Below are 12963 nucleotides of genomic sequence, written 5' to 3'. Positions count from 1 at the left end.
TGCCGGGGGGCCGCCCCCGGCGGCGCCCACCGCGGCCGCCGCAGCCGCGAGCAGCGCCGCCCGTCCGGCAGCGCCGGCCGGCGCTGCCGGACCGAGCTCGAACTCCCACTCGCGCCATTTGCGCGTCGTCGCAGTGCGCTGGTCGGTGGCGACCACCCGGTCGTCGACAAACTCGGCGACGACCTCGCCTCGCGCGTCCAGCAATGCGTAGGCGGTGCGCCGGCTGCGGATGCGCGCGAGTGGGCGCAACGGGGCTGTGGTGACGGTGGCGACCGCCTCCCGTGCTTGCGCGGGCACGTCGTCGGCGAGCGGCCACTGCAGTTCGACACGCCCCCCGTCGGCGCCGCGCGGCCCCTTGATGTGCCAGCCCGCGTCGGGACCGCCCGTGCGGCGCCGCAGAGCGTACCCGGCTCGCCCCAGCGCCAGGTCGTCGGTGTCGAGGTAGCTCGCGTCGAGGTCTCGCAGCTCCGGGCCGCCGACTCGCGCGACGCCCGGCAATCCCGACCAGTCCGGAAGCGGCGTGTCGGGCGCGACGTCGTGCTTGACCTCGACCTCGGTTGAGCGATGCGCGCCCTCGGCGATCATGCGTCTCGGCCGTCGGGGTCGGGATTGATGTCGTCTTCAGACTCGACGAACCAGAAAGCCGCCGCGGCAGGCCCGTCGCTCGAGCCCGTGTGCTCGCGCTCGCCCTGTCGTCGATAGACGACCTGGGTCTGGCTGTACGGCATGATCAGCTGGTTCTGAGCGGGATCGGCCAACGGGATGACCTGCCCGTCGAGCGGGCCCCCGTGCAGTCGCGCAATCGCCATGGTGGCCTCCTGCCGCCAGCCTAACGCCGACGGCGCCGCCCCGCGGCCGTGGGCAGTTGATGTCCCAAGCGGCGCGATTCCATGCCGCAGACGGCATAGAATCACTGCCGATGAAACCCTTTCTGCTCCTGGCAACCCGCGCTGAAGACCTCCCGGCAGATGAGGAGTACGCCCTGTTCCTGCGCCACAGCGGACTGGACGAGCGCGAGCTCGAGCGCGTGCGGATGGAGCGCCGCCCGCTCGGCGACGTCGACCTGGAAGACTACTCGGGGATCTTCGTCGGCGGCGGGCCGTTCAACACCTCCGACCCGGCCTCGAGCAAGAGCGAGGTGCAGCACCGCGTCGAGGCGGAGTTCCGCGACCTGCTCGATCGGGTGGTGGAACAAGACTTCCCGTTCCTGGGCGCCTGCTACGGAGTGGGCACGCTTGGGGCGCACCAAGGTGCGGTGATCGACGCGATGCACCGCGAGCCGATCAGCGTCGTGGAAGTGCGGCGCACTGCGGCGGGCGCTGCCGATCCGTTGCTGGCCGGCCTGCCGGACGTGTTCCCCGCGTTCGTCGGCCACAAGGAGGCCGTGCGCGCGCTGCCACCGTCCGCGACGCTGCTCGCCTCGGGCGACGCGTGCCCCGTGCAGATGTTCCGGGTCGGCAGCAACGTGTACGCGACGCAATTCCACCCCGAGCTCGACCTCGACGGCATCATCACCCGCATCCACGCCTACGCCGGCCACGGATACTTCGCGGCGGACGAGCTGCAGCTCACGCTCGACGCCGTGCGCCGCCTGCCGGTGACGCACACCGGGTCGATTCTGCGCACGTTCGTCGAGCGCCACGCGCGCTGACGGTCGCCGCGTTTCGTCTCGCTTCGCTCGCGGGGCGACCAGAGAGGCGAGTCGAAACGCCCCACCCTAGAGCATCGGGGGCGTGTGCCAGATCCGCTCGATGTAGTCGCGCATCGAGCGGTCGGACGAGAAGAACCCGCACCGCGCGATGTTGAGGATCGCCGATCGCGTCCACGCGTCCTGGTTCGCGTACGCCGCGTCCACGCGCTCCTGCGCCTGGATGTACGACGCGTAGTCGGCGAGCACCATGAACCGGTCGTCGTAGAGCAGGTTCGACACGATCGGCTCGAAGGTGGACCGGTCACCCCCCGAGAACGCCCCCGAGGCGATGAGGTCGATCGCGCTGCGCAGCCGCGCGTCGTGCTGGTAGAACTCGGCCGGGTGGTAGCCCTTGGCCCACAGCGCCTCGACTTCCGGCTCGCTCATTCCGAACAGGAAGAAGTTCTCGTCGCCGACGAGCTCGCGGATCTCGACGTTCGCGCCGTCGTCCGTGCCGATCGTCAGCGCCCCGTTCAGCGCGAACTTCATGTTTCCCGTGCCCGAGGCCTCCTTGCCGGCCAGCGAGATCTGCTCGGACAGGTCCGCGGCGGGGATGACGCGCTCGGCGAGGGTGACGTTGTAGTTGGGCGGGAAGAGCACCTTGAGGCGGCCCTCCAGCCGCTCGTCGGCGTTGACCACGGACCCGACGGCGTTGATGAGGTGGATGATGCGCTTGGCCATGAGGTAGCCCGGCGCCGCCTTCGCCCCGAACACGAACGTGCGCGGCGTCACGTCGGCCGCCCGCATCCGGCCGGAGACGACCCCCTCGTACTGCGTCACGATGTGCAGCAGCTTGAGCATCTGCCGCTTGTACTCGTGCAGGCGCTTGACCATCACGTCGAGCATGTGGCCGTCGCTGACCTCGAAGCCGTCGCGCTCGCGCAGCACGTCGCTGAGGCGGCGCTTGTTGGCCGCCTTGACCTCGGCGAACCGCGCGCGGAACTCGGGGTCCTCGGCGAACGTCTCGAGCCCCCGCAGGCGGTCGAGGTCGACCGTCCAGCCCACCCCGAGCGCCTCGGTGATGAGCCCGGCCAGCTCCGGGTTCGCCAGCCGCAGGAAGCGCCGCGGCGTCACGCCGTTGGTGACGTTGGTGAACTTGCCGGGGAAGAAGTCGTTGAAGTCGGGCAGCACCTTGTCGCGCAGCAGCTGCGAGTGCAGCTCTGCGACGCCGTTCACTTTCGCGCCGGCGACGGTGGCGAGGTACGCCATCCGCACCGCGCGGGACGGGTGCTCCTGGATGATCGACATGTTGCGGATGCGCATCTCGTCGTCGCCGTAGCGCTCGCGCACCGCGTCGAGGAAGTCCTCGTTGATGCGGTAGATGATCTCCATGTGTCGCGGGAGCAGCCGCTCCAGCAGCTCGACCGACCACACCTCGAGCGCCTCGGGCAGCAGCGTGTGGCAGGTGTACGCGAAGCACTGCTGAGTGATCTCCCACGCCGCGTCCCAGTCCATGCCGCGCTCGTCGACGAGCACGCGCATGAGCTCGGGCACCGCGATCACCGGGTGCGTGTCGTTGAGCTGGAAGATGACGCGGTCCGGCAGCTTCTCGAGCGGGTAGTCGCTCGTGAGCAGGTGGTCGAGGAAGTCGTTGATGGATGCGGCGCAGAAGAAATACTGCTGCTGCAGCCGCAGCTCCTTCCCCTGCGGCGTGGAGTCCTCGGGGTAGAGCACCTTGGAGATGTTCTCCGCGAACGTCTGCGCGCGGACGGCCTCCTCGTAGTCGCCGGAGTTGAACACGCGCAGGTCGAAGCTGTTCGTGGCCACCGCGCGCCACAGCCGCAGGGTGTTGACGCGGCCGTTGTGGTAGCCGGGCACCATGTAGTTGTACGGGACGGCGAGCACGTTCCATCCCGGGATCCAGCGCGTGCGCTCGACGCCGTCGTCGTCCGTGTGCTTCTCGGTGTGTCCGCCGAACGAGATCGTCTGCGCGGCCTCCGGGTGCGGGAACTCCCACGGCGAGCCCATCTCCAGCCACGCGTCGGGCTGCTCGACCTGCTGGCCGTCGACGAAGGTCTGGCGGAAGATGCCGTACTCGTAGCGGATTCCGTAGCCGATGGTCGGCACGCTCATCGTGGCGAGCGAGTCGATGAAGCACGCTGCCAGCCGGCCCAGGCCGCCGTTGCCCAGGCCTGGCTCGACCTCCAGTTGCCGCAGATCGTCGATGTCGATGCCGCACGCGGCGAGCGCCTCCGTCGCGACGTCGGTGAGTCGGCTGGCCAGGAGGTTGTTGTCGAGCTGCCGGCCGAGCAAGTACTCGGCTGACAGGTAGCACACGCCCTTGGACTGCAGCTCGCGCTGACGGCGCTGGTCCTCCAGCCACCGGGCGACGAGGTAGTCGCGCACCGTGTACGCCAGCGCGAAGTACTGGTCGTTGAGCGTCGACGACGACAACGGCACGCCGCGGTCGTAGTTCAGGTTCGACAAGAACTCCCGCACGAACCCGTCGACGTTGCTCGGCGGCGATGGAACAGGGGCGAGCGCGAGGGGATGGGACGGGACGAGCGGCTCTGTGCGGTCATCGGTCACCTAGAAACCGTACACAACGGAAGGCCTCGACACGAAAGCGAGAGCCTTAACGCTTTTCAGCCGGCCGTCGGAGAGGATGCCGCGTCCGGCGCGGCGAGGCGGTCGTCGTCCCGCTCGGTCGGCCCGACGACGATGTACGACGCGGCGATCAGGATGACCTGGGCCGACAGGTTGAACCACAGCAGCAGCGCGATGAGCGACGCGAACGAGGCCAGCAGCGGGTTGGCGGACGCCCCGCCGACGAACAGCCCGGACAGCTGTTGCAGCACGGTGAGGCCCGCGGCGCCCAGCAGCACACCGGGCCATAGTGCCCGAGGGCGCGGACGCCGCCCCGACAAGGCGGCGAACAGCAGCGCGATCACACCCGCGTCGAGCAGGAATGTGACGACGACTCCCAGGGCCCACGCGGCCCCGCCTGCCAGGGCGCTGGTGAGCCCGAGCCATCCCTGCACCGTGCCGAGGAACGCCGTGCCGAGGAACGTGGCCGCGGCGGACGCCCCGAGCCCTGCCCCGATCGCGATCGCCAGCACCAGATTGCGCAGCGCCGCCCACAGGACGAAAACGTCTGCGCGAGGCATCCCGGACAGCACGCGCAGCGCGATTCGCAGCGATCCGATCGCGCCCGTCGCGGCGGAGACCAGACCGACCAGCGACACCGCGCCGGCCAGCGACAGCCCGACCGGCGCCCGCACTGTGGCGGGGTCGATCAGTCCGTCGGCGCCGACGAGTCCGGGAATCGCCGCGTCGACCGCGTCGGTCAGCGCCTGAAACGCGTCGGGGTTGCCGGCCAGCCACAGGCCCGCGAGGGAAAACCCGAGCAGCACGCCGGCGAACACCGAGAACAGGGTGCGATAGGTGATGCTGTCTGCGAGCATGGGGCCGTTCTGGCCGAAGTAGTGCTGGACCGCGCGCACCGGCCGGCGCCGCAGCGCCCACGCGACGAGCCGCTTCACCGGGGTCGTCTCAGACGACATGGCTTCCTCCTTGCAGGCCGGCGAGGGCGTCCCCGGCGACGATGCCGACCCATGCCCCGAGGAGCATGAACGGGCCGAACGGGATGGCGGTGCGCCGGTCGGCCTTGCGAGCCGCCATCAGCACGAGCCCGGCGATGCCGCCGAGCAGGAACGCCGCGAGGGCGCCGACGACGAGCGGCGCCCATCCCGCCCAGCCGAGGAACAGCCCCACCACGCCGGAGAGCTTGACGTCGCCGCCGCCCATGCCGGCGGGCCGCACAAGGCGCAGCGCGAAGTAGAACATGAACATCGCCGCCATCCCGGCGCCGGCGCGGGCGAGTTGCCACCAGTCCGCGCCAAGCAGGCAGGCGAGGGCGAGCAAGCCCATCGCGCCGACGTAGCTCGGCAGCACGATGCGATTCGGCAGCCGATGCGAGCGCAGGTCGATGACCGCCAGGACCACACCCACGACGGCGAAAGCGGCGTACGCGACGACGACGACGGTGTGCGCGCTCCACAGCCAGATGTCCGCTGCGAACTCGAATCCCATGCGGTCCCCTCCCGTGGCGCGAGGAATCCCCACCATAACCCGGCGAGCGCGCGGGCGGGCCGGCGCGCGGCGGATTCGGCCGTGAGAGGAGAATGGCAAGGGATGGCACGACACCTCCTCGCCGACCGCGCGCGACGCGACGTCGCGCTCGCCGCGGCGCTGTGCGCCGTCGCGCTGGGGGCACTGTGCGGCTGTTCCGCGCGCGCCGCGCCCTCAAGCGCGGACGGCCTGCCCGCGGGAGTGCGGGCAATGATCGTGCAGCAGCGGTCGGACGTGGCGACGCGGCAGGCGCAAGTGCGGATCGTGAACGGCAGCGACCAGACACTGCGCGTTGGCGATGTGCGCGTGGAGGACGCTCGCTTCGAAGGAGCCGCGAAGCGGGTGGTCGAGCGCTCGAGCACGCTTCCGCCCGGCGCACGGGTCGATGTGCGGGTCCAACTCCCGCCGGCGCGGTGCCCCGCCGAAGACGCCGAGCCGGTGGTCGTGCTCGAGCTCGGCGACGACGGGCACGAGGCGCGCGCCATCGCCGACGACCCGTTCGGCTTCCTCGGGCCGCTGCACGAGCGGGAGTGCCTCGCCGAAGCCCTCCGCCGCGCCGCGGTCGTCGAGTTCACCGGGTTCGAGCCATCCGCCCCGGGAGAGCCGGCGACGCTCGAGCTCACGATCACGCCCACCGACGACGCGGAGGCGGTCGTCTCGGCGGTGCAGGAGACCAACCTGCTCGCGTTCGGCTCTGCCGCCGAGGACGGCGCCTTCCCGGTCGACGTCAGCGTGGACGCGAACGACACCACACCGGTCGTGCGCCGACTCCCGCTCGTGCCTTTCCGCTGCGACCCGCACGCCGTTCAGGAGGACAAGCGGGGCACTGTCTTCGACGTCCGCGTCGAGGTCGGCGGGAACTCCGGCGAGATCGAGCTGTTCGTGGGCGATCGCATGCGCAGCCGCATTCTGTCGTGGGTGGCACGGTGGTGCGGTTTCGGCCAATGACGCATGGCCCTGCCCGAGAGCCATGGTGAGGCTCAGGCAGTCGTCACCGGCGTCCACGCCCCGGTGGCGACCGGTCGGGTCTGCGCGGCGGCGCTGAACCGGTCGGCGCGGAACGACGCGAGCACCGGCGACGGGCGGCCGAGGAGCACTTCCTCCGCGACCAGCTCGCCAAGGATCAGCCCGAGTGTGGCCCCGGAGTGCGTGAACAGCACGGAAAGCCGCGAGACAGCCGGCACGGCCCCGGCGACGGGCTCGCCGTCGCCGGGGACCGGCTTTGGCCCCGCCCCCACACGGCTCGGAGTCAGGCGCGGAGCGCCCGCGAGCACGGTGGACGCCTCGTCGAGCAGGCCCTGCACCGACTCGGCGGGCACGGTGATCGACCCGTCCTCCCCCACCACGATGGACCGCTCCGCCCAACCCGCGTCGAGCACGAGCCGTCCGTCGGGCGTCGGCCGCACGGCCACGCGCGGAGTGTTCAGCACGGTCTTCACGCGCACGGGCGCCGGGTCGGTGACGACCACGAACGCCGCCGGGGTGGCATCCGGGATCTCCACGCCCAACGCCGCGAGCTGGGCCGGCACACCCGCCCCGGTGGCGAGCACCACGTGGTCGGCGGGGATCCGCGTGCCGTCGCCGAGCACGACCCCGGTCGCCGCCGAGCCCACGACCTCCACGCGCGCCGCCCCCGCATGCTCGACGACCCGCGCCCCGGCGCCCACGGCCTCCTCCAGCAGCACGGCGATCAGATCGGGAAGGCTCACCCAGCCTTCGCCGGGGTTGAAGATGGCCCCCTCCGCCGCGACCGCGTCGGCGTTCACGTCGGGCGCCAGCTCGGCGACGCCGCCGCGGTCGAGCCACACCGCGTCGTAGCCGATCCCGCGCTCGAACGCGAACGTGTCGAGGTAGCTCTCGCCCTCGCTTGCGTCGGCCCATTTCAGCGCCCCGTCGAAGCGCAGGTACCGGGCGCTGTCCGGCCGCCTCGCACCCCACGTGCGGTAGCGGTCCAGGCCCATCAGCCGCAGGTAGTGGTAGTCGGCGGTGCGCTCGCCCGAGGAGTTCAGCCACGCAATGGAGCGGCCGGACGCGCCGTCGGCGATCGCGCCGGAGGTGACGAGGGTGACCGCGGCGCCCCCGCGCGCGAGGTGGGCGGCCGTCGAGGACCCCAGGATCCCGCCGCCGAGGACGACGACGCGCATACGGGCAGAGGCCATGGCGCTGACTACTTCCCGACCCCCTCGGCAAGACCGCGGACGAAGAACCGCTGTGCCGCGAAGAACGCCGCGATCATCGGGATCGACGCGATGGTCATGCCGGCGAAGATCATCGGATAGTTCGTGGAGAGCTTCGAGGCCAGATTGGCGAGGCCGACCGGCAGGGTCATGGTATCTGTGCTGCTGACGAAGATGAACGCGAACAAGTACTCGTTCCACGCGAACAGGCACTGCAGGATGATCGCGGACACGATGATCGGCATCGACATCGGCAGCGTCAGACGCCAGAACTGCTGCGCCCTGGAGCATCCGTCCAGCAGGCCCGCCTCGTCCACCTCGTGCGGCAGGTCGACCATGTAGGAGCGGATCAGGAACGTCGTGAACGGAATGCGGAACGCCGTGTACAGGATCGTGAGGCCCAGCAGCGAGTCGTAGATCCCGAGGCTCTGCAGCAGGCGCAGCAGCGGAATGAGCGCGACGGTCGGCGCGAGCATCATGCCGCCCACGATCAGAAAGAGCACGGGACGCGAGAACGGGATGGTCAGCTTGGTCAGACCGAATGCCGCCCACGCGCTGATCAAGGTGGTCGCGACGATCGACGCGACGGTGACGATCACGCTGTTCCACATGTACTGGCCGACGCCGAGATTCCACGCGTCCACGAAGTTCTGCCAGAACAGCGTGGTCGGCAACCCGAACGGGTCGGCGAGGAACTCTGTGTTCACCTTGAGGCTGCTCACCAGCATCCACAGCAGCGGGACGATAACGACCAGGGCCGTCACCACGAGGATGCCCCACACCACCAGGCGGAGGAGGATGCCGGCAAAGCCGAGCCGGCTGACTGTTCGATTCGTGGTCGCGCTCACCACTCGACCCTCTTTCGCCTCGAGATCCACAGTTGCGCGATGGCGAGGAGGATCGTGATCACGAACACGACGGTGGCGATCGCCGCCGCGTATCCGAAGTCGTTGTTGATGAAGCCCGCGTGGTACAGCCACGTGCCCAGCACCTGGCTGCTGTTGTTCGGGCCGCCGGAGGTCATGACCATGACCTCGTTGAACACCTGGAACGCGCCGGTGACGGTGACGATGATCAGCAGCGTGCTCATCTCCCGCACGAGCGGTGTCGTGATGTACCAGATGCGAGCGAGCGATCCGACGCCGTCCAGGTCGGCGGCGTCGTACAGCTCGCGGGGAATGCGCTGGATCGCGACCGAGAAGAGCAGCGTGGTGTAGCCGAAGCTCTGCCACTGGCTCATGAAGATGATGGCCCAGATCGCCGTCGTCTCCTGGCCGAGCCACGCCTGGGCGAGGTCGCCGAGCCCGACGACGCGCAGTGCCTCGTTCAGGATTCCGGTCTGCGGCTGGTAGATGAAGTAGAACAAGAGGCCCGCGACGGTCAACGAGATCGCCGACGGGATGAAGTAGATCGCGCGCAGGATGCCGCCGTGCTTTCGCACGTAGGTCTCCACGAGCGCGGCGAGCACGAGCGCGCCCGTCACTTGGAAGACCAGCGACACGACCGCGTACGCGATGTTGTTGAGCAGCGATCGCCAGAAGATCGGGTCGCCCATGGCGCGGGCGTAGTTCGCGCCGCCGACGAACTCGGGGATCGGCTCGAACACCGACCACTGGAAGAAGCTGAGGTAGATGTTCTCCAGCAGCGGATAGTAGACGAAGACGGCGATCAGCACCAGTCCGGGCAGGACCCACAGCGAGGACCGCCAGCCGCCGATCGCCCGGAGGGGCGATCGGCGGCCGGCGCGGCCGCTGTCCTGAGTGGCCGTCGTCTCGGTGACCGTGGCGGGTTGCACAGCGCGCTGCCTGCTAGGAGCCTGCGGCTGCCTGCTGCACCGACTCCATCACGTCCTCTGGAGTGCTGGTGCCGCCGACGAGGGCTTCGCCGCCCGCGAGGTACGCCTGCGCGACCTGGGGGTCGGTCACGGTGTCGAGCCAGATGGCAAGGCTCGACGCCTGGGCCAGTAGGTCCATGGCCTCGACGGTCTCGGGGTCCGTGGTGTCCGGGTCGAGCGAGTCCTTGACCGGGCTCGGGTAGCCGCTCATGAGCTCGGGCATCTTGGCCGCGCCTTGCTTGGACACGATGAATTTCAGGAACGCGACGGCCAGAGCGGGATTCTCCGACTTCGAGTTCACCAGCAGCAGGTCGGGAGCGCCGACAAGCGCGCCGAGGTCGCCTGCGGCGTCAGCGGGAGCCGGCAGCGGGAACATGCCGATCCCGTCCTCGTCGAGCTGCGTGTCCTTGAGCAGGCCGATCTCCAGCGACTCGAGGTACATCATCGCCGATTTGCCGTCGGCGAACCCGACCTGGGCGTCGGTGTGGTCGATGCCGTTGCCCGTCTTGCCGGTGTCGGTGCACTCGCTGATGATCTGCTGGAACTCCGACAGGGCGGTGACGTAGCCAGGGTCGGTGTACGCGGGCTCGTCGCTCGAGTAGTCCTGGTCGAGCGTCGCGGCCGGCACGTTGTACGCGTTCAACTGCGTCACGTAGTGCAGGCCCGGCCACCCGTCCTTGTTGCCGAAGTTCACGGGTGTGATGCCCTTCGCCTTCAGCGCCTTGCACACTCCGAGCAGCTCGTCGAAGGTCGTGGGGACAGAGACGCCGTTGTCCTCGAAGACCTTCTTGTTGTAGAACATGAACTTCGCGTCCAGGTCGAGCGGAACGCCGTAGTTCTTGCCGTCGTAGACGCCAGCTCCGACCGCGCCAGCGGCGAGCGACTCGTTCCACTCGGTGCCCTCGCCGATGACGGAGGTGAGATCGAGCGCGAGCCCGGCGTCGACGAACTGCTTCGCGTACGACCCCGGCCACGCGAAGTAGATGTCGGGGATGCTGTTGGAGGAGGCGAGGACCTTGATCTTGTCCTTGTAGCCCTGGTCGGACTCCTGCTGCACCTCCACGGTCACGTCGGGGTGCTCTGCCTCGAACTCTTTCGCCATCTCGGGGAAGTATTCCGACACGCTCGGGTCGGAGAACTTGTTCACCAAGGAGATCGTGCCCTTGTACTCGACCTCGTTCAGGTCGGTCGTCGACGTGTCGCCGCCGCCCGTGGACGCCGCCGTGCAGCCGCTGAGTACCAGCACCGCGCCAACGGCCCCCGCGAGGGCTACTTTGTGCCGTGTTGCCCGCATGTTGCACCTAACCTCTCTGTGTGATAAGCGTCACGCGACGCGATCGTTTCGGAGTCTAGGGATGCATTGATACCGGTGTCAATGACAAAACCGTAACGATTCTCCGCCGGATCCCGACGGACGGAAGACAGGATCGCGGCACGTCGCCTCAACACCACGGAAATGCGCGAGTTCACGGGGACCTGCGCCCAACTGCGGCTGCCGGTCGCTTGACGGCAAGTCATCAGACTACTCATACTGTTGTCCGACATATTCCGCGCACCGACGGAGGCGATTCCGTGCTCAATTTCGACCCCGAGCGGTTTCTGAGGATCCAGAACGAGGCTCTCTCGCACACGCGCTCGATTCAGCGCGTGGTCGGCTCGCTCTTCGACGACGGCGCGAGCAATCTCTTCTTCCTGGGCGCCGGCGGCGCCGGGAAGCTCATGGAGCCGGCCGCCCAGCTGATCGCCCGTCTCTCGGACTTCCCGGTCTACCTTGAGAACGCGGCGGAGCTCGTCGCCGTGGGCTCGTCCAACCTCGGCCCCCAGTCCATCGTCGTCATCCCCTCGCTGTCGGGGACCACACCGGAGGCGATCGCCGCGCTCGAGCACGCGCACCAGCGCGGGGCCCGCGTCATCAGCCTGACCGCGCACGCGGACTCCCCCGTCGCGGTGGCCGCCGACCACACGTTCACCGTCTCGGCGGCGGACGACACGTCGTCCGAGTCGTTCTACCTGCAGTCCCTCGTGATCGCCCTCGCGCTGTTGAATCGGCTCGGCCGCTACGACGCGTTCGACTCCACTGTGTCGCAACTGCAGTCGCTTCCCGCACTGCTGCTGGAGGTCAAAAGGTCGTACGAGCCGACGGCGGCGGAGATCGCCCGGTCGATCCAGCACGACGAGTACCACATCATCACGGGGGCTGGCCCTGCCTGGACCGAAGCGTGGTACTACGGCACTTGCATCCTCGAGGAGATGCAGTGGATCCGCACGCGCCCCATCCACGCGTCCGACTTCTTCCACGGCACCCTCGAGCTGGTGGAGAGCGGCGTGAGCGTGATCCTGTTCAAGGGCGACGACGCGTCCCGCCCACTCGCCGAACGCGTCGAGCGCTGGCTCCCGTCGGTGACCGATCGGATCACCGTCGTCGACACGGCCGAGTTCGCGCTCCCCGGGATCTCAGCCGACGTCAAGTCGCTGATCCCCCACGTGCTCGTCGCGACCGTGCTCGAGCGCGTGAGCGCCCACCTCGAGGTGCTCCGCGACCACCCGCTCACGACACGCCGCTACTACCGCCGGCTGGACTACTGACGGCGGTTGAGGCCGGGACTTCGATGCGCCGCCCGAGCGTCGCCGCCGTCGGCGACAACACGATCGACCGCTACAGCGACGGGAGCGTGCTGGTCGGCGGAAACGCGCTGAACGTTGCCGTGCAGGCGCGGCTGGCCGGCGTGCCCGCCGCGTACTTCGGCGCGATCGGGCGCGACGAGGACGGGGCGCTCATTGCCGCGGCCCTGCGCGCGAACCAGGTCGCCGCCGATGGGCTCGTCGCCGCGGACGGCCCGACAGCGGTCACCCAGATCCGGCTGACGCCCGACGGCGATCGGGTGTTCGAACGAGAGGACTTCGGAGTGACGGCCGAGTATGAGCCGTCAGACGCTGACCTCGCGCTCATCGCGCGACACGCGTGGGTGCACATCGGGATGCTGCCCCGCGCGGCGGCGTTCGTGCGCCGGTTGCGGGCGATCGCGCCGAGCATCCACATCAGCCAGGACTGCGCCGTGGCGCACGGCTTCGCGCACCTCGACGTCGCCTTCTGCTCGGCGGGCGAGGACGAGCGGGCGGCGATTCGCGTGGCGCGCGACGCCGTTCGCCGCGGCGCCTCCCTCGCGGTGGCCACGCGCGGCGCGGCGGGC

The 12963-nt window shown here is 69.4% G+C and carries 13 protein-coding genes; 4 read left to right on the top strand and 9 right to left on the bottom strand.

Annotated features, from left to right (window positions below):
• Positions 1–585 (bottom strand): CYTH domain-containing protein (locus QM611_RS10980; protein WP_415079958.1); only part of this gene is annotated, 585 nt, incomplete at its 3' end.
• Complete coding sequence (locus tag QM611_RS10975; protein WP_415079957.1) at positions 582–809, bottom strand: response regulator; 228 nt, start codon at positions 807–809, stop codon at positions 582–584. The genes QM611_RS10980 and QM611_RS10975, both read right to left, overlap by 4 nt.
• 110 nt (positions 810–919) lie before the next feature.
• Here QM611_RS10975 and QM611_RS10970 point away from each other — a divergent pair, with 110 nt between their 5' ends.
• Positions 920–1651, top strand: coding sequence for a glutamine amidotransferase (locus QM611_RS10970; RefSeq protein WP_415079956.1), 732 nt, complete (start codon positions 920–922; stop codon positions 1649–1651).
• A gap of 66 nt (positions 1652–1717) precedes the next feature.
• Here the strand turns inward: QM611_RS10970 and QM611_RS10965 are convergent, their stop codons facing one another.
• The 3 genes from QM611_RS10965 to QM611_RS10955 are packed head-to-tail and all read right to left on the bottom strand — an operon-like array spanning position 1718 to position 5722.
• The gene (locus QM611_RS10965; protein ID WP_415079955.1) at positions 1718–4219 is read right to left on the bottom strand and encodes a glycogen/starch/alpha-glucan phosphorylase; all 2502 of its coding nucleotides are present in this window, start codon (positions 4217–4219) and stop codon (positions 1718–1720) included.
• A 56-nt stretch (positions 4220–4275) separates the two neighbouring features.
• On the bottom strand, positions 4276–5193 hold the full coding sequence (locus QM611_RS10960) for a YihY/virulence factor BrkB family protein (protein ID WP_415079954.1): 918 nt from the start codon (positions 5191–5193) through the stop codon (positions 4276–4278).
• A complete protein-coding gene (locus QM611_RS10955; RefSeq protein ID WP_415079953.1) occupies positions 5183–5722 on the bottom strand; it encodes a prepilin peptidase in 540 nt (179 codons plus the stop codon). Before QM611_RS10955 ends, QM611_RS10960 begins: the two co-directional genes overlap by 11 nt.
• Positions 5723–5824: 102 nt before the next feature.
• On the opposite strand from QM611_RS10955, the gene QM611_RS10950 reads away from it, so the two are divergent.
• Entirely contained in the window at positions 5825–6709 is an 885-nt protein-coding gene (locus tag QM611_RS10950; RefSeq protein ID WP_415079952.1) for a hypothetical protein, read from the top strand.
• A gap of 32 nt (positions 6710–6741) precedes the next feature.
• Here the strand turns inward: QM611_RS10950 and QM611_RS10945 are convergent, their stop codons facing one another.
• Genes QM611_RS10945 through QM611_RS10930 form a run of 4 tightly spaced genes read right to left on the bottom strand, consistent with a single transcriptional unit; the run spans position 6742 to position 11066 of the window.
• Positions 6742–7920 carry an NAD(P)/FAD-dependent oxidoreductase gene (locus QM611_RS10945; protein WP_415079951.1) on the bottom strand — a complete coding sequence of 393 codons (1179 nt, stop codon included), beginning with the start codon at positions 7918–7920 and terminating at the stop codon, positions 6742–6744.
• 8 nt (positions 7921–7928) lie between these two features.
• Positions 7929–8786, bottom strand: coding sequence for a carbohydrate ABC transporter permease (locus tag QM611_RS10940; protein ID WP_415079950.1), 858 nt, complete (start codon positions 8784–8786; stop codon positions 7929–7931).
• A complete protein-coding gene (locus QM611_RS10935) occupies positions 8783–9733 on the bottom strand; it encodes a carbohydrate ABC transporter permease (RefSeq protein WP_415079949.1) in 951 nt (316 codons plus the stop codon). The genes QM611_RS10940 and QM611_RS10935 overlap by 4 nt, the downstream gene beginning before the upstream one ends.
• 13 nt (positions 9734–9746) lie before the next feature.
• On the bottom strand, positions 9747–11066 hold the full coding sequence (locus QM611_RS10930; protein WP_415079948.1) for an ABC transporter substrate-binding protein: 1320 nt from the start codon (positions 11064–11066) through the stop codon (positions 9747–9749).
• A gap of 278 nt (positions 11067–11344) precedes the next feature.
• Here QM611_RS10930 and QM611_RS10925 point away from each other — a divergent pair, with 278 nt between their 5' ends.
• Both QM611_RS10925 and QM611_RS10920 read left to right on the top strand, forming a co-directional pair.
• Entirely contained in the window at positions 11345–12358 is a 1014-nt protein-coding gene (locus QM611_RS10925; protein WP_415079947.1) for an SIS domain-containing protein, read from the top strand.
• Positions 12359–12381: 23 nt separating this feature from the next.
• The coding region (locus tag QM611_RS10920; protein WP_415079946.1) for a PfkB family carbohydrate kinase at positions 12382–12963 on the top strand (582 nt) is incomplete at its 3' end.

Source organism: Microbacterium sp. (assembly GCF_047606685.1).
GTDB lineage: Bacteria > Actinomycetota > Actinomycetes > Actinomycetales > Microbacteriaceae > Microbacterium.
Note: the sequence above shows the minus strand (reverse complement) of the source record. Positions and strands in the feature narration are given on the sequence as shown.

Excerpts from the sequence above, each read along its gene's own strand:
- QM611_RS10955 (WP_415079953.1), bottom strand. The coding sequence starts at position 5,722 with ATGGGATTCGAGTTCGCAGCGGACATCTGGCTGTGGAGCGCGCACACC.
- QM611_RS10950 (WP_415079952.1), top strand. The coding sequence starts at position 5,825 with ATGGCACGACACCTCCTCGCCGACCGCGCGCGACGCGACGTCGCGCTC.
- QM611_RS10970 (WP_415079956.1), top strand. The coding sequence starts at position 920 with ATGAAACCCTTTCTGCTCCTGGCAACCCGCGCTGAAGACCTCCCGGCA.
- QM611_RS10930 (WP_415079948.1), bottom strand. The coding sequence starts at position 11,066 with ATGCGGGCAACACGGCACAAAGTAGCCCTCGCGGGGGCCGTTGGCGCG.
- QM611_RS10960 (WP_415079954.1), bottom strand. The coding sequence starts at position 5,193 with ATGTCGTCTGAGACGACCCCGGTGAAGCGGCTCGTCGCGTGGGCGCTG.
- QM611_RS10945 (WP_415079951.1), bottom strand. The coding sequence starts at position 7,920 with ATGGCCTCTGCCCGTATGCGCGTCGTCGTCCTCGGCGGCGGGATCCTG.
- QM611_RS10975 (WP_415079957.1), bottom strand. The coding sequence starts at position 809 with ATGGCGATTGCGCGACTGCACGGGGGCCCGCTCGACGGGCAGGTCATC.